This is a genomic window from Bacillus sp. B25(2016b) (genome assembly GCF_001679765.1).
GTDB lineage: Bacteria > Bacillota > Bacilli > Bacillales > Bacillaceae_G > Bacillus_A > Bacillus_A thuringiensis_K.
In genome coordinates, this window is sequence record NZ_CP016285.1 from 3,414,625 (window position 1) to 3,434,303 (window position 19,679).

Genomic DNA, 19,679 nt, shown 5'->3' on the forward strand with positions numbered 1-19,679 from the left:
TCAAGGTAACACGGGTGCTACCGGTGCCACTGGACCTCAAGGTGTTCAAGGTAACACGGGGGCTACCGGTGCCACTGGACCTCAGGGTATTCAAGGGCCAACGGGCGCTACTGGTATAGGAGTTACTGGACCTACCGGACCTTCTGGTGGGCCTCAGGGACCTACTGGACCTCAGGGACCTCAAGGTGTTCAAGGTAACACGGGTGCTACTGGCGCTACTGGACCTCAAGGTGTTCAAGGTAACACGGGTGCTACCGGTGCCACTGGACCTCAAGGTGTTCAAGGGCCAACGGGCGCTACTGGTATAGGGGTTACCGGACCTACTGGGCCTACTGGACCTAGTTTCCCTGTAGCAACAATTGTTGTAACAAACAATATTCAACAAACAGTACTACAATTTAATAACTTTATTTTCAATACTGCAATTAACGTAAACAATATTATCTTTAATGGCACAGATACAGTTACAGTTGTCAACGGTGGTATTTATGTAATTAGCGTATCTATTTCTACAACTGCGCCAGGATGCGCTCCTCTTGGAGTAGGCATTTCAATTAATGGGGCAGTCGCAACTGATAATTTCTCTTCAAATTTAATAGGCGACTCACTTTCATTTACTACAATCGAAACATTAGCAGCTGATGCAAGAATCTCTGTCCAATCTACTCTTAATGAGATTACGATCCCTGCAACAGGAAATACTAACATCCGCCTTACTGTATTTAGAATCGCTTAAATTTCACTATATATTGTTTATGACAAATAAAAAAAGAGCGAGGAAACTCGCTCTTTTTTGTTATGTACAATAATTCATTACTATTCTAATTCAATTGAAACATTTTTTTGTGGTACAAATGTAGAAATTGCATGTTTATAAATAAGCTGTTGCTTACCTTCTGTTTCCAGCAGGACTGTAAAATTATCAAATCCTTTAATTAGTCCACGAAGCTGGAAACCATTTAATAAGTACAGCGTAACAAACGTATTTTCTTTACGGAGTTGATTTAAAAACTGATCTTGAATATTGATTGATTGCTTCATGTCGAATCCTCCTCTTTTTCTCTACTTACTATTATTCGACTTTACTTGTAACTTTCCTTCTATGTATCGTAAAATTTCTGACGTTTTTTCACCGTCTGTAACATCAAACCACGTGACGTCCATTTTATTACGGAACCACGTTAATTGACGTTTTGCATAACGACGCGAATTCGTCTTTAATTGTGATACCGCATCTTCTAAAGAGGCTCGATTCTCAAAATAATCATAGATTTCTTTATATCCAATCGCTTGAATAGATTGACAATCTCGTATCCCTCTATTATACAGCCCTTCTACTTCCTCTAATAGGCCTTGTTCCATCATCAAATCCACTCGTAAGTTAATGCGATCGTATAGCATTTCTCGATCCATTGTCAAGCCAATTAATGAAACATCATAGAGTAACTCTTTTTCTTGTTTCTCAATTTGGTCACTCATTTTTTCACCCGTCGTGTGGAAAATTTCTAACGCCCGAATGACACGTCGTGCATTATTTGCATGAATACGCTCCGCACTTTCTGGATCTACTTCTTGCAATTTTTTATGTACATATTCCACACCGCGTTCTAAAGCTAACTTTTCCATTTGCTCTCGGTATATCACATCACCAGCATCATCTGTAAACTGATAATCGAATAAAACAGATTGTATATAAAGACCGGTCCCACCAACTATAATTGGTAATTTACCACGTTCTGTAATTTCTCGAATATGCTTGCGAACACGTTCTTGAAATTCCGCGACAGAAAATGAATCTTCCGGATTTTTTATATCGACCATATAATGTGGAATTCCGTCCATCTCTGCTTTTGTTACCTTTGCAGTTCCAATATCCATCGTTCGATAGATCTGCATGGAATCACCACTAATAATTTCACCGTTCAACGCTTTAGCAAGATCGATACTTAACTTTGTCTTTCCAACAGCAGTTGGTCCAATGATGACAGCAACTTTTTCACGTTGCACTTCTCCCATATCATTCAACTCTCTTTATGTAATATACTCCATCTATTGATTATACCCAATCTTACCAATTTTAACGGCATGATTGCAAGTTCTTTCATTTTGGTACATGAAATTATATATAAAAAGAACATAGTTTGTCCAATTCTGCATATACATGATAAAAATAGTTTCGAGAGGATGAGTTAACTATGAAACAATCCACCATCAATTTTTCATCTTTGACAAAAGACCTCATTTTAGCTACTTCTACAAAAGAACAAAATTGTTCACAAGAGGAGTTATACTTCGCCCTAAATTGTTTACTACGGGCTTTTCATTCTACTCTCCATGAAACAACATTACATCCAGAAAATGAAAATACAGAATATATACAAACGCAATTTTGCAGTGCATATAAAATTATTACAGGTAAAACTATTTATCCTTTTCAATAACCCATAAAAAGCGGTTGCTTACATAAATTCAAGCAACCGCTTTTTATATTAATATCGATAACCTATTGTATAACTTTCACTTTTACAGATTTGCGCCCCCAGCTATTAGCACTACCATCTGAACCGACCAATACATCAATACGATTTCCTTTAATCGCACCACCAGTGTCTCCAGCAATCGCTTCTCCATACCCTTCTACCCATACTTTTGATCCAAGCGGAATTACTTTCGGATCAACAGCAATTACTTTCATATTTGGATTTGCTGTTAAATCATGCCCCATTGCAGTTAATACACGACCACCATACGAACCATTCTCACTCGGATCTGCTGTATATGCCGTCGCTTCTACCGTAATTTCACGACCACCAGCAGGCGCACTTGTTTCAGTAGATTTTGCAACTGGTTTTGCAGCCGGTTTTTCTTTTACCACAGGTTTACTTGATTCTACCTTCTTAATAGACTCTTTATTCTTAACTACTGTATTATTTTTAACCGGCGTATTTGTTCTAGCTGGCGCTTCTTCTTGAGCTACAACCTCTTTCTTTTCAATTACAGGTGCCGTTCCTGTTAAAAATGGCACGTGAACATATCCGACTTTTCCATTGTAGTCGAATTGTAACCATTCATTTTGAACATGATTCGTCGTTTCAATCACATCATCTTTATTAAGTTTACCTAAAATTTCAGAATCAGTATTCGCTCCAGCACGAACATTTAATACACCCGCCGTTACATAATATGTGCTCTTTGTAAACTCAGCACTTACAAACGCTTCCTTACCGTTCAACTTAATTTTTGTCCATCCATTTTCTGTATTTATAACATCTAGTGTATTCCCACTTAACACTTTACCTACAAGCTTTGACTCTACATTTGGGTTTTCTCTAACATTTAATACGTCTGTTGTTACAATTGTTTCCGCTTTAGCAGAACCCGCAAAAATCCCAAGACCAAAAACTGCTGCTGTTGCTATACCTAATAATTTTTTCATGAATAGCCTCCATTTGCTTTGTTTTCGTATTTTTATTATAGCAACAGATTTTTAGAATTTTCGGAAATCACACAATTACAAAGCATTCGTAATATACGATTAACGAGTTGTAACATAAATTCCCATATTAATAAAATGTATTTCTAATACAATTTCCAATGGTGTTCATATATTTTTCATATACGAGCGCAAGAACTTTTTCCAGAAAAAATTACAGTGTTACTTTTTTGTTACAAAAAATTCACAATTCATTACATCTTTTACTAAAAAACATCAATATTCAATTGTTAACCTATTTTTTTGTAATAAAAAGAGAGCAGCTACTAAAAACTGCTCTATTTTCATTTGTTATTGAACTTTCTTTTTCCAAACACCTAGCATAATAGCCGAGACAATTGTTCCAATTAATATAGAGAAAATATATAGTAACGGTTTATTTACTAACGCTATTACAAATAATCCACCATGCGGTGCCGGTAATGTAATTTGGAATAACATAGATAACGCCCCTGCAATACTTGAACCAACAACACAACTTACGATTACTCGAACCGGATCTGCAGCTGCAAACGGAATCGCACCTTCTGTAATGAATGATGCTCCCATAATATAATTTGTTAAACCAGACTTACGTTCCGCTTCTGTAAACTTTGATTTAAAGAATGTAGTTGCGAATGCAATCGTAAGTGGCGGTACCATACCACCAGCCATAACTGCTGAGTGCACTCCAAAATTCTGCGCTTCTATTGCAGCAATACCAAACGTAAATGCCGCTTTATTAATTGGACCCCCCATATCAATTGCCATCATACCACCTAAAATAAGACCTAGTAATATAGCATTCGTACCGTTTAAACCATTTAACCACCCTGTCAACATTTCATTTAATGCTACTACAGGCGGAATTACTACTTTTTGCATTACAACTCCTGTAATCAATAATCCAAAGACTGGATATAACAATACAGGTTTAATTCCTTCTAATTGTACTGGTAGTCCTGAAAATAATCTTTTCAACCCTAAAACAACATATCCAGCTAAGAAACCAGCAATTAATCCACCTAAAAATCCCGCATTCGCATTCGCCGCTAAAAATCCACCTACAACACCAGGCATAAAACCAGGACGATCAGCAATAGAACTTGCAATAAATCCAGCTAAAATTGGTACAAGGAATAAAAACGCACCTGTTTTTCCTCCACCAATTGACATGAACAATTCAGCTAAAGGACCTTCCGCCTTTATACCACCAAACGAAAACGCTAGCGCTATTAAAATCCCGCCACCAACAACGAATGGAAGCATATTACTTACACCGCTCATTAAATGCTTATAAATTCCTAATCCCTTTTCTCCCTCAATACTTTCTGACTTCCCGTCCTCTTTTACACCTTTAAAGATTGGTGCATCTTGTTTGACAGCTCGTTTAAGCAGATTTTCCGTTTTTCGAATCCCATCAGCAACTGGCACTTGAATGACATGTTTACCAGCAAAACGATTCATTTCTACTTGTTTATCCGCCGCAACAATAATAGCTGTTGCACGTTCAATATCCTCTTTCGTTAAACCGTTTTTAATACCCGTTGATCCATTTGTTTCAACTTTAATCGCTATTCCTAACTCTGTCGCTTTTGCTTTTAAGCTATCCGCTGCCATATATGTGTGAGCGATTCCAGTTGGACAAGCTGTAACAGCAAGTACGTACGGTTCATCTCCTTCTGGTTTTGCAACTTCAATCTCTTCTTCTTTTTCATTCTCTTTTTCATCAAATAGTTGAAGAAGCTCACTTTCATCCTTCGCTTCTAATAGTTGCTTGCGAAACCCTTCATCCATTAATAATGTCGATAAACGAGACAACGTTTCTAAATGAGTATTATTCGCTCCTTCACTTGCAGCAATCATAAAGAATAAGTGTGCTGGCTGTCCGTCAAGCGACTCATAATTGATACCGCTTACACTTCTACCAAAACAAATCGATGGTTGTTTAACAGCCTTTGTCTTCGCATGAGGTATTGCAATACCTTCCCCTATTCCCGTCGTACTTTGGGACTCCCGCTTTAAAATAGCTTCTTTAAATTCCATTTTACTATTTAAACGATTTGCCCCGTTTAATTTCTCAACTAATTCATCTATGACAGCTTCTTTATTTGAAGCTGTCAAATCCATAATGACTGTATCCCTTTTTAATAGTTCTGTAATTTTCATATGTTGCTTCCCCCTATCGCTTAGCTACAATTACTTGCGACAATAATTCTTCTACTTTTTCCTTCTTACATAAATCAGCTGAAAATGCTGTTGCACTCCCTGTTGCAACGCCGTATTGAAATGCCTTTTCAATATCTTTTGTCTGTTCATATTTGCCTACAAACCCTGCAACAAGAGAATCTCCGGCCCCAACTGAATTAATTACAACACCTTTTGGAACAGTCGCTTCATATATACCTTCTGCCGTAAATAATAAAGCTCCCTCTCCAGCCATCGATACGATAACGTGTTTTACACCTTGTTTAATTAATTTTCTTCCATAAGGTAAAACGTCCTCTACTGTTGAAAGCTCCACTCCAAACAACTCACCAAGTTCATGGTGGTTTGGCTTAATTAAAAATGGCTTATTTTTAATTACATGTTGCAGTGCACTTCCACTTGCATCTACTACTACACGAATACCTTTTTCAGCTCCAAACGCAGCAATTGATTCGTAAAAGGTACTTGGAATAGAAACTGGTACACTCCCAGCAAGTACAACACAATCTCCAGGTTGCATACTCTCAATTTTTTTCATTAACTGTTCGAACTGCTCTTTTGTTACAATAGGACCTTGGCCATTTAATTCTGTTTCTTCTTCCCCTTTTATTTTCACATTAATGCGAGTATCTTCATCTACTTGGACGAAGTTTGTTGTTACACCTTCCGTCTGTAATACCTCTTTAATAAATTGACCAGTAAATCCACCAGTAAATCCAAGTGCTATATTTTTAACACCTAAACGCTGAAGAACACGAGAAACATTAATGCCTTTTCCTCCAGGAAACTTCATATCTTTCTCCGCTCGATTTATTGTTCCTAAATCAAAAGAAGAAACTTGCACTACATAATCAATAGATGGGTTTAAAGTAACTGTATAGATCATTTTTTATCAGCCTCAATTACATTGGTTTGTCTTTTATATTTTTCTAAATCAATTTCTAAATGGTTTGTAATAATATTTGCATCTTCAACATTTGCAATTTTCGCAAATGCAACTTCTGAAAACTTACTTTCATCAATTAAGAAATATCCTTCGTTTGCTAATGTTAATGCCATTTGTTTTAAGAGCGCTTCTTCTGGATCTGGCGTTGTAAAGCCAAGCTGTTCATGTACACCATTTGCACCTAAAAAACATTTATCAAAACGATACTTCTGCATACTTTCCTGTGCCATAGCACCGATTAAAGCTTTCGTCCTACTCTTCATCATTCCGCCTAGTAAATACGCACGAATATTATTTTCAACTAAAGCTTCAATATGCATAAGTCCATTCGTAACGACAGTAACATCTTTATTTATTAAAAATGGAATCATTTCAAATGTTGTACTTCCTGCATCTAAATAAATACAATCACCTTGGTCAACAACGCTAGCCGCATAATTAGCAATTTGTTGTTTTATTTGAATGTTTTTGGATGATTTTTCAACCATCGTTGGTTCTTTCCCTTTTCCTGTTAAAACAGCAGCACCACCATGAACTCTTTTTAATAACCTTTGCTTTTCCAATTGTGCTAAATCACGGCGAATTGTCGACTCAGAGCTTTCTGTTCTTTCAACTAATTGCTGTAATTTTACAACTTTCTGTTCTTTTACAAGTTGTAATATCATTTGATGACGTTCAGGAGTTAACATTTTATTCACCTCTTCTTTGATTACAGTATAATGAAAACGGTCACAAAAATCAACCATAAACAATCAAAAATAATCAAAAACATCCACAAACGTTTATAAACATCAAAAAAGAAACCTATTCGATCAAACAATCAAATAGGTTTCTTTTCTAAATTCACTTATAAAGAAGCTTTATATATACTTAGAACATCATCTTTATTTAATTTTTTAAAGTTACCAAATTCACCATACGCCATCGCTTTATTAGCCATTATATCAATTTCACTTTCTCCAATAGCGTAATCAGACAATGTTACTGGTGCCTCAATTGAAGTCCAAAATTGACGCAATGCCTCAATTCCTTCTAATGCCACTTCTTTATCTGTTTTGCCATCTGTTTCTATATCAAATACACGAATAGCGAACTGTTTAAAACGACTTACATTTTCCTCTACAACATGTTTCATCCAGTTCGGGAATAAAATCGCAAGGCCACCTCCATGCGGTATATCATGAACAGCAGAAACTGCATGTTCAATATTATGAGTTGCCCAGTCACCTCTTACTCCCATCGCTAAAATGCCATTTAACGCCATCGTTCCGCAATATAAAATTGTTTCCCTATGCTCATAATTTTCTAAATCACTTAAAAGCTTAGGTGCTGTTTCAATGACTGTTCTTAAAACAGATTCACAATAACGGTCTTGTAGTTCTGTATTCGTTCCATGATGGAAATATTGTTCTAATACATGTGACATAATATCTACCATACCATAAATCGTTTGATCTCTCGGTACAGATGCAGTATGAACTGGATCTAAAATTGAAAACTGCGGGAATGTAACTGGGCTTCCCCATCCATACTTTTCATTCGTTTCCCAGTTTGTAATTACCGAGCCTGCATTCATTTCAGATCCTGTTGCTGCAAGAGTAAGTACAGTACCAAATGGTAATGCCTCACTAGCAAATGCTTTTTTCGTTACAATATCCCATACATCTCCATCATATTTGCTACCAGCAGCAATCGCTTTCGTACAGTCGATTACACTTCCTCCACCAACTGCTAAAATAAATTCGACTCCATTATCTTTACAAATTTGAACCCCTTTCTTTACAGTTGATACACGAGGATTCGGTTCAACACCCGTCAATTCAAATACTTCTGCATTAATATCCTTTAAAATAGAAATTACATTATCATAAATAACGTTTCTTTTAATACTGCCTCCTCCATATACGAGAAGAACCTTCTTACCAAACTGTGGAATTTCAGTTTTTAACTGTTCTAATTGATCTTTACCGAAAATAAGTTTCGTTGGATTACGAAATACAAAATTTTGCATATTTCTTTACCATCCCTTCTATATGAAAAGCAACTATACTTTTGTATACCATATTTTTTTCATTTCACAAAAAGATTTGCTTAACAAAAAAGCCCCAGCCTAAAGGCTGAGACTTTTATTGATAATAAGGTGAGATCATTAAGTAAACAATAACACCAGATAAACTTACATATAACCAAATTGGCATCGTCCAACGTACAATTTTACGATGACGTGTTAATTGATTTGTAAAACCAAATACAAGTGCAAACAATGCAAGTGGTACAATAATTGCTGCCAGGATAATATGCGTAATTAAAATAATGAAGTACACATATTTAATAAACCCTTCTCCGCCAAAATGTGTTGCTGGCGCCAAGTAATGATACGATAAATAAGAAACACAAAATAGCAACGTCGTTGTAAATGCTGCGAGGATAAAACCACGGTGCATTTTCACATTCTTTTTAATAATAGAGTATAAAGCTGCTAATAAGAATACGAACGTAAAGCTATTAAAAATCGCATTTAACATTGGTAAAATTGTTACATCAAAATGTACTTCTCCTTCATAGCCAACAGGTCCAAAGAACAAAAATAAAATAATCGCATTTACAATTACAGAAAGCGTTATCACAATAGGAGCATAGCTTTTCTGATTTGTTGATTGATCCACCAAAATGGTCACTCCCTCTTCCTTCAAATATGTATACGTAACCTCACTATTTTAACATACTATTCACAGTGTAAATGTGACAATAGTTTGACACAGCAAGACAAGACAAAGAAAAAAATCCTTCTTAATAAAACTTCTTAAGAAGGATTTTATCGCTTTATTATTCAAATAGCAATGCGATTAGTTTTTGTTAAAAAATGTATCGCTATATGCTTGAAAAATTTCAGACACTTGATATCCCATTAAAGAAATTGCTGTTAATGAAAAGAAACCAATCATAAGAAATCGAAACCACATATAAATCTCCTCCTTGTATTTAGCTTAAAAAACATTCACTATATTACAAGTTGAGTGGCACTCTTCATCGTCACTTTCCTTTTTCCTTACAATTGCTGTAATAAATCGAATCATAAAGAAAACTACAAAAGGAAATTGTTCGTAATTCACATTGGCATAGTTTAGCAACGGCTCGCGCTGCACATCGAACGGAGATGAGAAGGAATAGAACATACCTTGCTCTTCCATATATACAATTACAATTTTCATGCAAAATACGATTCCTAGAAACGAAACAATATCTTGCCATTCTGTTGTATATAACAGGTTATACAGCTCTAATACATACTCTTCCATCATCATCCCCCCCTTCCTTTTTCACCATTTTGCTCGCCTTCGTATAAAAAGTCAAGAAAAAAGTCTATATCCACTATGACAATAGTAATTACTTGTTTCTATGATTATATATGATTCTTTTATAGCAATGACTGGGTGTAACTCTCTTCGAAAATTAGAAAATTAGAATCGAACAGATTCCTCATTCTTACTTTTAGGATTCAAAACTGTGCTATTTTTATTTCTATTAAAAATAAAATAAGAAAGTATTATAAGAACTGTAACAAACATTGTTAAAAGTGCTTGTGAACGTAAAGTATCAATTGCGAACATCGCAACTAAAACTGCTATAATAGCAGCAATTGTAACATACGTTACATACGGAAAAAGCCACATTTTCACTTTCAAATTTTGTTGTTCTACTTTCCCCATTTTTTTACGCATCTTTAAATGCGAAACTGCAATAACGAGATAAACTAGTAGCGCAATCCCGCCAGATGCATTCACTAAAAACAAAAAGACTTTATCTGGAGAAATGTAACTAAACACAACTCCAATATAAGCGAAGAACGTTCCGAATAAAACGGCCCGAACAGGAACACCACTACTGTTCAATTTTAAAAATGACTTTGGAGCATCTCCTCTTTCTGCCATTGAAAAAAGCATTCTTGAATTTGTATATAATCCTGAATTTAAGCAAGAAAGCACAGCTGTTAAAACGATAAAATTCATAATTTGCGCTGCCGCTGGTATTCCTATATGTTCAAGTACAGCTACAAATGGACTTTTTAATATGTTTGCTGAATTCCATGGCAGTAGTGTAACAACTACCGCTATAGACCCAATAAAAAATACAAGAATACGCCAAATCACACTGTTTGTTGCTGTTTTTACTGCTTTTACAGGTTCTGCAGATTCACCTGCTGCTACTGCTACAATCTCTGATCCCATAAATGAAAATATAACGACAGTAATTCCAAGCAATACCGAACTTATACCGTTTGGCATAAATCCACCTTGTCCAATTAAATTCGAAGTGCCGGGTGCTTCTGTTCCTGGAACAAATCCTAAAATAACAGCAAGACCTAGACAAAGGAACAAAACAATACTTATTACTTTAATAAAAGAAAACCAATATTCAAACTCTCCAAATGATTTTACCGAAAAAACGTTCGTCAGCGTTAATAAAATTGTTAATATTAAACTTAATAACCAAAGCGGTATTTGTGGAATCCAATATTGGATAATACCAGCACCTGCTGTGGCTTCTATTGCAATAACAATTACCCAGAAAAACCAGTATAACCAGCCTATTGTATAACCCGCCCAAGGACCAATCGCTTCTCTTGCATACGTTGCAAATGAACCACTTGTCGGATTAACAGCTGCCATTTCTCCTAGCATTCTCATGACGAAAATGACTAGAAGTCCTGCTAATGCATATGAAACGATAGAACCTGGTCCTGCCGAATGTACAACTGCACCACTTCCAACAAACAAACCAGCCCCTATTACGCCGCCAATTGAGATCATTGTAATGTGGCGTATTTTGAGGTCTTTCTTTAGATTTTTATCCAAATCTTGTACATCCCCTTCCAAACTAAATTTTGAAATTTATGTAAGAGTACTGTGCGAAAGATTTTGTCCTATACTTTAAAATATATCAAAATATTCTGAATTTAACAATTACAATTCAACCTCCTTCAAAAATTATTACATTAGGTTTAATACTTTCCTATACACAATTGTTGAGAAAATTATAGTCCTCTTACAAAAGAAAGAACTTTCAGATATTATTAAATAAACAAGATTATACATCTAGACAACTTTTTGTATAGGAGTGTTGATATGTTAAACAAGTTCAAATTTTTTTGTTGTATTTTAGTTATGTTCTTACTTCTACCGCTATCCCCTTTCCAAGCACAAGCAGCAAACAATTTAGGTTCAAAATTACTCGTTGGATACTGGCATAACTTTGATAACGGTACTGGCATTATTAAATTAAAAGACGTTTCACCAAAATGGGATGTAATCAATGTATCTTTTGGTGAAACTGGTGGTGATCGTTCCACTGTTGAATTTTCTCCTGTGTATGGTACAGATGCAGACTTCAAATCAGATATTTCTTATTTAAAAAGTAAAGGAAAGAAAGTAGTTCTTTCAATAGGTGGACAAAATGGAGTCGTTTTACTTCCTGACAATGCCGCTAAGCAACGTTTTATTAATTCCATACAATCTCTAATCGATAAATACGGTTTTGATGGAATAGATATTGACCTTGAATCAGGTATTTATTTAAACGGAAATGACACTAATTTCAAAAACCCAACTACTCCCCAAATCGTAAATCTTATATCAGCTATTCGAACAATCTCAGATCATTATGGTCCAGATTTTCTATTAAGCATGGCTCCTGAAACAGCTTATGTTCAAGGCGGTTATAGCGCATACGGAAGTATCTGGGGTGCATATTTACCGATTATTTACGGAGTGAAAGATAAACTAACATACATTCACGTTCAACACTACAATGCTGGTAGCGGGATTGGAATGGACGGTAATAACTACAATCAAGGTACTGCAGACTACGAAGTCGCTATGGCAGATATGCTCTTACATGGTTTTCCTGTAGGTGGTAATCCAAATAACATTTTCCCAGCTCTTCGTTCAGATCAAGTCATGATTGGGCTTCCAGCAGCACCGGCGGCAGCTCCAAGTGGTGGATACATTTCGCCAACTGAAATGAAAAAAGCTTTAAATTATATCATTAAAGGCGTTCCGTTCGGAGGAAAGTATAAACTTTCTAACCAGAGTGGCTATCCTGCATTCCGCGGCCTAATGTCTTGGTCTATTAATTGGGATGCAAAAAACAACTTTGAATTCTCTAGTAACTATAGAACATATTTTGATGGTCTTTCCTTGCAAAAATAATAAAAAACAACAACAATAGGTTATAGGGCCTATTGTTGTTGTTTTTTATTTATGTAAATTACTTTTTCACTTCTACATGATGAAAAGATTCTTTTTCATCTCTTACATAACTATTCACAAGACTTAAAAGTAATTTACCACCAATTAACATCGCTTGTTCATCAAAATCAAATTGAGGATGATGATGTGGATATGTCGCTCCTATTTCTTCATTCCCCGCACCTGTGAAGAAAAATGCTCCAGGAACATGTTCTAAGTAGTATGCAAAATCTTCTCCCCCCATAATAGGTGGTACTTCCATGACCCGTTCTCTGCCAAGATCACGTTCCGCAACCGTCATAAAATGACGTGTTTCATCTACATGATTTATTAATATTGGATAGCCTCGTTTATATTGAATATTAACTTCAGCATGAAGAGACTGACAAATCCCTTCAACAACTCGTTTAAATTCCTTCTCCATATATTCTCTCACTTCAGGATCTAGCGTTCGAATGGTCCCTGTAAATGTAGCAGTATCTGCAATAATATTATCTGCTTGACCAGCATAAAATCTGCCTACTGTTAATACTGCAGATTGAAGCGGATCTACTTTTCTACTAACTAAAAGTTGTAATTGATTAATAACTTGCGTTGCGACGATAATAGTATCTACAGTATGATGCGGCATACCTCCATGACCACCTCGCCCTTGAACCTTCACTTCAAAAGAATCAGCTGCTGCCATCATTGCTCCAGCTCTTGCACCAACAATTCCTAATGGCATTTGAGAAGATAAATGTGTACCAAATACAACATCTACTCCCTCTAAACAACCATCCTCAATCATGGCAATTGCCCCACCAGGTTCTTTCTCTTCTGCATGTTGATGTATAAGAACTATTTTTCCAGAAAGCTGATCTCTATGGTCACTTAATATTTTTGCAACTCCTAAAAGTGTTGCTGTATGTCCATCATGCCCACAAGCGTGCATTACACCAGGAATCTTTGATTTATATGAAACTTGCTTTTCATCTTGGATAGGTAGTGCATCGAAATCAGCACGTAGCGCTATCGTCTTCCCAGGTCTTCCACCTTCAATTACGCCGATTACTCCTCTGCCCCCGATATTTGTTTTCACATCAATATGAAAACTTTTTAAGGTTTCAGCTATTTTTCTCGGCGTTTCTATTTCTTGAAACGATAGCTCTGGATATTGATGAAAATCTCTTCGCCATGAAACTATTTGGTTATATAAACTTTCCAATTCTTTATGCCATGTTTCTATCATAGAAATTCCCCTTTCTTTATTTAACACTTTAAACAAAATTTACATAATATTCAGTGTTTAATCAATAAAAAAAGAGAACTTTCTCTAAAAGTCCTCCTACTATTCTATTCACTATTTTGCTTCAACACAAAAACTGAAAGTTCAGGTACACTCCAAAATCTAACAGGCATCCTAGTAGTCCCAATGCCACGATTTACATATAAATATAACGGCTTACTCTTCCCCTCTACTTCATACATACCTTCAACATAGCTCTCAGCTAGTTTGGTAGTAATTAACGGACCTACAAAAGGAATTTGGACTTGTCCTCCGTGACTATGTCCTGACAGTTGAAGATCAACCGGGTAACGATTTATTTTGGTTACAACATCCGGCTCATGTACTAATAACATGTTGAAATCATTTTGTTTCAAGTTTTTTAAAGTTGAATCTATTTGCGGCTTCCCTAATAGAAAATCATCCAAACCTGATATTGTAATATATTTGCCGTTTTCCACTTTAATTTTCTGCACTTCATTTACTAATACAGAAAAACCAGCTTCCTCCATATATTCTTTGTAAAATAAACTACCGCCCCCACCCCTATCATGATTCCCAAACACAGCATATTTCCCTAAGGGAGCGTAAATTTTCTGCAAAATAGCCTTCGCTTCTTCTTTTTCCGCACTATAAGACCCAAATTTATCTATTAAATCCCCGGTAAAAACTACTATATCTGGATGTAATTCATTCATCTTCTCCACTAAATGTTCAAGTTGCTTCAGTGTAAACTGTGGTCCTAAATGTACATCTGAAAACTGTAATATTTTTTTATTATTAAATTCTTTAGGAATTGCAGAATCTTCTATTTCATTCCATGTAACTGTTACTAGTTTTCGTTCTATTTCTGTCGCATAATAATACAAACTTACTGGTATCATTAATATACTTATAAAACTAATAATAAATATCTTTATGATTGATTTTTTTCGTTCTTTTTTTACATGATTCGTATTCATGTTTTCACCTCTAGAAACACTTTAAATCCTTATTGTTACATTAATGTGACAACATGAATAATGTTCTTAATATGTAATTCCCTCCCTATTCACTTTGACAATTTTATACAGAAGTCATAACATATTTTTATAATACATAGATTTTTGAAATTTTCTCTATTCATTCCATCATTTTATTACGGAGGGGTTATTCATGTCTGTATTTACACCAGAAGAAATTACGGAACTTGCTGCGAATTCAGGAAGGAAAAAAGCTCATTTATCATTGCTCCCTATGCTAATTCTTGGTTTTTTTGGTGGTGCTTTTATCGCATTAGGATATTTACTCGATATTCATGTTATTGGGACAATGCCAAAATATTGGGGATCATTTTCTAGTTTTCTAGGCGCTGCTGTATTCCCTATTGGTCTTATTCTCGTTATTCTTGCAGGCGGTGAACTAGTAACTGGTAACATGATGACAGTTTCTATGGCCTGGCTTCAAAAGAAAATTACTTTATTTTATTTCATACGAAATTTAGTTATTGTTACATTTAGCAATTTCATAGGGGCTGTATTTGTAGCCTACTTTTTCGGTCATATCGTTGGCTTAACTGAAGGAGCTTTTTTAGCGAAAACTATTTCTATCGCTCAAGCGAAACTACAAGATACACCATTGCAAGCATTTATTTCTGCAATCGGATGTAACTGGCTCGTTTGTTTAGCTGTTTGGCTCAGTATGGGAAGTAAAGAATTTATCGGAAAGATTATCGGCATTTGGTTCCCGGTTATGACTTTTGTTGCGATTGGATTTCAACACGTTGTAGCCAATATGTTTGTCATCCCAGCCGCGATTTTTGCCGGTCATTTCACTTGGGCTGAATATTTTCCAAACTTTATTTTTGTTTTCTTTGGAAATTTAGTAGGAGGTATGTTATTTGTAGCACTACCTTACTTCATATCTTATAATAAGGAACTACCTTCTTATCAAGAGAAGACTGAAATGAAGAACAAATCTCTGTCCGCTTAAATGGAATGTCAATAAAGTGCCCTAAAAAAATATTACAAATTTCATTTTTTTTGCGAATATATGTACGTACACTTGTTCTCGAATGTTTTATACGTTATAATAACAACTTAAATAGCATTATTTACATATGAGGTGAAAAACATGAACAAAACAGAATTAATTAAAAACGTAGCACAAAATGCTGAGATTTCTCAAAAAGAAGCTACTGTAGTTGTACAAACTGTAGTAGAATCAATCACTAACACTTTAGCTGCTGGTGAAAAAGTACAACTTATCGGATTCGGTACATTCGAAGTTCGCGAAAGAGCTGCTCGTACAGGCCGTAACCCACAAACTGGTGAAGAAATGCAAATCGCAGCTTCTAAAGTACCTGCTTTCAAAGCTGGTAAAGAACTAAAAGAAGCTGTAAAATAATGAAAAATATCCTTCTCATTTATGAGAAGGATATTTTTTTCATAACATAATTAATAAATATCTGACCATTATGCTGTTTCTTTTGTTCTTTTATGCAAATAAAACCTTTACTTTCAAAAAAAGGTTTTGCGGTAATGCTCGCCTCTGTATATATCTCCCTATGCCCCAATTTCACTGCTTCTTTTTCTAACTTCTGTAGTATGTATGAAGCGACTCTTTTCCCTTGATGATCTTTATTTGTAAATAAACGATCTACGTAATGCTCATCGTTGTAATCCCCAAATCCCAATATTACACCGTTATGATCCGCTACATAACTAATATTCTTCTCTAAAGACTTTAACCAGCTTTCTCTATCTAGTTGATCCGGTGCCCACACCTGTAGCTGTAAATCATTATAATCTTTTGCATTAACCGTATGAACTGTCTCATAGAACATTTGTAATACTTGATCTAAATCTTCTTTCTGAAATGTCCTAATTATAATATCTTTTAACATATATAAGTCTCTTTACCAAACTACCTCTTAACTTTTCTACTATATACAATTCCATATTTCTTCTTTATTATATCGTTTTAATTTCTATACGAACAAAAAAACAATACTTATTTAAAGTATTGTTTTTTTAATTCTATTCAATTACTTAATGCAGCTTTTTAAGATTTTAATTTAACTCTTTGTAATCGTAACGCATTTAATACAACGGATACAGAACTAAATGCCATCGCTGCTCCAGCAACCCAAGGGGCTAAGAAACCTAATGCCGCAATTGGAATTCCTAACGCGTTATAAGCTAATGCCCAGAATAAATTTTGTTTAATATTTCTTATCGTCATTTTACTCATAAAGATCGCATCAGCAATACTATTTAAGTCACCGCGGATTAACGTTATATCCGCTGCTTCCATCGCTACATCCGTTCCCGTTCCAATTGCCATACCAATGTTCGCTGTAGCAAGAGCAGGAGCATCATTTATCCCGTCTCCAACCATCGCTACTTTCTTACCATTTGCTTGCAGTTTTTTCACTTCTTCTGCTTTTCCTTCTGGCAATACTTCTGCAATTACGTAATCAATACCAACTTGCTTTGCAATTGCCTGAGCAGTTTGTGTATTATCTCCTGTAATCATCACAACGTCTAGACCCATTTTTTTCAGTCTTGCGATAGCTGCTTTTGAAGTATCTTTCACCGTATCCGCAACGGCAACTATACCAACATATTCTTTATCAATTGCAATAAGCATTGCTGTTTTTCCTTCTCGTTCTAGCGCTCCCATTGATTTAGAAACTTCTTCAATATCAATATTGAATTTCTTCATTAATCGACGTGTACCAATTAATAAGTGTTTTCCTTCTACAACTGATTCGATACCAAATCCCGGAATCGCTTCAAACGTTTCTGAACTTGGGATATCAATTTTCTTTTCTTTAATTCCTTCTACAATCGCTTCTGCAAGTGGATGTTCAGAATTTCTTTCTGCTGCCCCTACTAATCTAAGCAATTCATTTTCATTGAATCCATCTGCTACAATTACATCTGTTAACACCGGCTTCCCATTTGTCACTGTACCCGTTTTATCTAAAATAACCGTATCTAATCGGTGCGTTGCTTCTAAATGCTCTCCACCTTTAAATAAAATACCATACTCTGCTGATCTTCCTGATCCTGCCATAATAGATGTAGGCGTTGCAAGACCTAATGCACATGGACAAGCGATAACAAGTACTGCTATCATTTTCTCAAGTGCTCCGCCAAAATCACCAGGTGTAACAAATATCATCCATACTGCAAATGTGATAATCGCAATCACAACTACAACCGGTACGAAAATACCTGAAATTTGATCTGCTACCCTTTGAATAGGAGCTTTTGAACCTTGTGCCTCTTCTACTACTTTAATAATTTGAGCTAATGCAGTATCTCTTCCTACCTTAGTTGCTTTCACTTTTAAAAAGCCATTTTTATTTATTGTCGAACCTATTACTACGTCCCCAATTGACTTATCAACAGGAATACTTTCACCCGTTAACATCGATTCATCAATTGCTGACTTTCCTTCTACAATTTCACCATCTACTGGTATTTTTTCACCAGGCTTTACATAGACGATATCACCAGCTACTACTTCTTCAATCAAAATTTTTATTTCTGTTCCATCTCGCACAACTGTAGCTGTCTTCGCTTGTAAACCCATCAATTTTTTAATTGCTTCTGATGAGCGCCCTTTTGCTTTCGCTTCAAATAATTTACCTAAAATAATTAATGTAATAAGTACCGCACTTGTTTCAAAATATAAATCTGTCATATGTTCCGAAGAACCAATAGATTGAATACTTACATATACACTATAAAAATAAGCGGCCGACGTTCCAAGCGCCACGAGAACATCCATATTCGCACTTTTATTACGTAACGCTTTATAAGCCCCAACATAAAACTGTCCACCAATGATAAATTGAACAGGAGTTGCAAGTGCTAGTTGCACCCAAGGATTCATTAACATATCTGGTAAATAAATAAACGACGTAAATGAGAAATGACTAACCATTGCCCAAAGTAACGGGAAAGATAAAATAAACGAAATAATAAACTTCTTCTTTTGTCTTTCAATTTCTTGTAATCGATGATCAGTTGATGCATCTTGATCATCTGGTTTCACTTCTAATTTATATCCTAGCTTCGTAATCGCGCTCTTCATTTCATTTACATTAACTTCATCAGGATTAAAGTCTACTGTAGCTGATTCTAAAGCAAAATTTACTGTCGCTTTGTTCACACCATCTAACTTATTTAAACGCTTTTCAACTCTATTTGAACATGCTGCACATGTCATTCCTGAAACAGTAAATTCGGCTTTATCACTTACAATTCCATATCCTAACGATTCAACTTTTTCTTTAAACTGTTGCGGATTTGTTTTAGTTGAATCGTATATTATTTTTGTTTTTTCAAGCGCAAAATTTACATTTGCCTCATGGACACCTTCTACTTTTTTTAGACCTTTTTCAATTCTATTTGCACATGCCGCACATGTCATTCCTGATATTTGAAGATTGGCCTCTTTTTTTTCATTCATGTCTCTCACCTCTATATACCCTTATGAGGTATAATTATTAGCAAAATAAATCGTACTTCATTTAAAGTACGATTT

Annotated in this window: 19 protein-coding genes; 5 read left to right on the forward strand and 14 right to left on the reverse strand. The window is 35.4% G+C overall.

Annotation, left to right across the window (positions count from 1 at the left end; translation table 11 throughout):
* On the forward strand, nt 1–736 hold a 736-nt coding region (locus tag BAQ53_RS26295), incomplete at its 5' end, for a Gly-Xaa-Xaa repeat protein (RefSeq protein ID WP_244161461.1).
* Between the two features lie 80 nt (nt 737–816).
* On the opposite strand, the gene hfq is transcribed toward BAQ53_RS26295, so the two are convergent.
* Together hfq and miaA are read right to left on the reverse strand one after the other, a co-directional pair.
* Complete coding sequence (gene hfq, locus BAQ53_RS17370) at nt 817–1,041, reverse strand: RNA chaperone Hfq (RefSeq protein ID WP_000813896.1); 225 nt, start codon at nt 1,039–1,041, stop codon at nt 817–819.
* 21 nt (nt 1,042–1,062) lie between these two features.
* Complete coding sequence (gene miaA / locus BAQ53_RS17375; protein WP_000504932.1) at nt 1,063–2,016, reverse strand: tRNA (adenosine(37)-N6)-dimethylallyltransferase MiaA; 954 nt, start codon at nt 2,014–2,016, stop codon at nt 1,063–1,065.
* Nucleotides 2,017–2,195: 179 nt separating this feature from the next.
* On the opposite strand from miaA, the gene BAQ53_RS17380 reads away from it, so the two are divergent.
* A complete protein-coding gene (locus BAQ53_RS17380; protein WP_000814428.1) occupies nt 2,196–2,441 on the forward strand; it encodes a hypothetical protein in 246 nt (81 codons plus the stop codon).
* Nucleotides 2,442–2,503: 62 nt separating this feature from the next.
* Here BAQ53_RS17380 and entD read toward each other — a convergent pair whose 3' ends face one another.
* From entD to gabP, 8 genes are all read right to left on the reverse strand, one after another.
* Entirely contained in the window at nt 2,504–3,436 is a 933-nt protein-coding gene (gene entD, locus BAQ53_RS17385) for a cell wall-binding protein EntD (protein ID WP_000734615.1), read from the reverse strand.
* A gap of 348 nt (nt 3,437–3,784) precedes the next feature.
* Entirely contained in the window at nt 3,785–5,641 is a 1,857-nt protein-coding gene (locus tag BAQ53_RS17390; protein WP_000704594.1) for a PTS fructose transporter subunit IIABC, read from the reverse strand.
* Between the two features lie 13 nt (nt 5,642–5,654).
* The gene (pfkB, locus tag BAQ53_RS17395) at nt 5,655–6,566 is read right to left on the reverse strand and encodes a 1-phosphofructokinase (RefSeq protein ID WP_000640861.1); all 912 of its coding nucleotides are present in this window, start codon (nt 6,564–6,566) and stop codon (nt 5,655–5,657) included.
* Nucleotides 6,563–7,315, reverse strand: a complete 753-nt coding sequence (locus tag BAQ53_RS17400) for a DeoR/GlpR family DNA-binding transcription regulator (protein ID WP_000957273.1) — start codon at nt 7,313–7,315, stop codon at nt 6,563–6,565. Before BAQ53_RS17400 ends, pfkB begins: the two co-directional genes overlap by 4 nt.
* 158 nt (nt 7,316–7,473) lie before the next feature.
* On the reverse strand, nt 7,474–8,637 hold the full coding sequence (locus tag BAQ53_RS17405) for an iron-containing alcohol dehydrogenase (protein ID WP_208906100.1): 1,164 nt from the start codon (nt 8,635–8,637) through the stop codon (nt 7,474–7,476).
* A 115-nt stretch (nt 8,638–8,752) separates the two neighbouring features.
* Complete coding sequence (locus BAQ53_RS17410) at nt 8,753–9,295, reverse strand: DUF420 domain-containing protein (RefSeq protein WP_000228316.1); 543 nt, start codon at nt 9,293–9,295, stop codon at nt 8,753–8,755.
* A 318-nt stretch (nt 9,296–9,613) separates the two neighbouring features.
* Nucleotides 9,614–9,928 carry a hypothetical protein gene (locus BAQ53_RS17415; protein ID WP_002164152.1) on the reverse strand — a complete coding sequence of 105 codons (315 nt, stop codon included), beginning with the start codon at nt 9,926–9,928 and terminating at the stop codon, nt 9,614–9,616.
* 159 nt (nt 9,929–10,087) lie between these two features.
* Nucleotides 10,088–11,482 (reverse strand): GABA permease, encoded by a 1,395-nt coding sequence (gabP, locus tag BAQ53_RS17420; protein WP_000360113.1) that lies wholly within the window; start codon nt 11,480–11,482, stop codon nt 10,088–10,090.
* Between the two features lie 270 nt (nt 11,483–11,752).
* Here gabP and BAQ53_RS17425 point away from each other — a divergent pair, with 270 nt between their 5' ends.
* Nucleotides 11,753–12,835, forward strand: a complete 1,083-nt coding sequence (locus BAQ53_RS17425) for a chitinase (protein ID WP_000932438.1) — start codon at nt 11,753–11,755, stop codon at nt 12,833–12,835.
* A 58-nt stretch (nt 12,836–12,893) separates the two neighbouring features.
* Here the strand turns inward: BAQ53_RS17425 and BAQ53_RS17430 are convergent, their stop codons facing one another.
* Nucleotides 12,894–14,105 carry a M20 metallopeptidase family protein gene (locus tag BAQ53_RS17430; protein WP_208906102.1) on the reverse strand — a complete coding sequence of 404 codons (1,212 nt, stop codon included), beginning with the start codon at nt 14,103–14,105 and terminating at the stop codon, nt 12,894–12,896.
* A 104-nt stretch (nt 14,106–14,209) separates the two neighbouring features.
* A complete protein-coding gene (locus BAQ53_RS17435) occupies nt 14,210–15,103 on the reverse strand; it encodes a metallophosphoesterase (protein ID WP_001095331.1) in 894 nt (297 codons plus the stop codon).
* A 193-nt stretch (nt 15,104–15,296) separates the two neighbouring features.
* On the opposite strand from BAQ53_RS17435, the gene BAQ53_RS17440 reads away from it, so the two are divergent.
* Both BAQ53_RS17440 and BAQ53_RS17445 read left to right on the forward strand, forming a co-directional pair.
* On the forward strand, nt 15,297–16,112 hold the full coding sequence (locus BAQ53_RS17440) for a formate/nitrite transporter family protein (RefSeq protein ID WP_208906104.1): 816 nt from the start codon (nt 15,297–15,299) through the stop codon (nt 16,110–16,112).
* A 141-nt stretch (nt 16,113–16,253) separates the two neighbouring features.
* Entirely contained in the window at nt 16,254–16,526 is a 273-nt protein-coding gene (locus tag BAQ53_RS17445) for an HU family DNA-binding protein (protein ID WP_001043904.1), read from the forward strand.
* A 19-nt stretch (nt 16,527–16,545) separates the two neighbouring features.
* On the opposite strand, the gene BAQ53_RS17450 is transcribed toward BAQ53_RS17445, so the two are convergent.
* Nucleotides 16,546–17,025: a GNAT family N-acetyltransferase gene (locus BAQ53_RS17450; protein ID WP_208906106.1), complete on the reverse strand. Its 480-nt coding sequence runs from the start codon at nt 17,023–17,025 to the stop codon at nt 16,546–16,548.
* A 158-nt stretch (nt 17,026–17,183) separates the two neighbouring features.
* Complete coding sequence (locus tag BAQ53_RS17455) at nt 17,184–19,604, reverse strand: heavy metal translocating P-type ATPase (RefSeq protein ID WP_001003172.1); 2,421 nt, start codon at nt 19,602–19,604, stop codon at nt 17,184–17,186.
* Between the last annotated feature and the right edge of the window lie 75 nt (nt 19,605–19,679).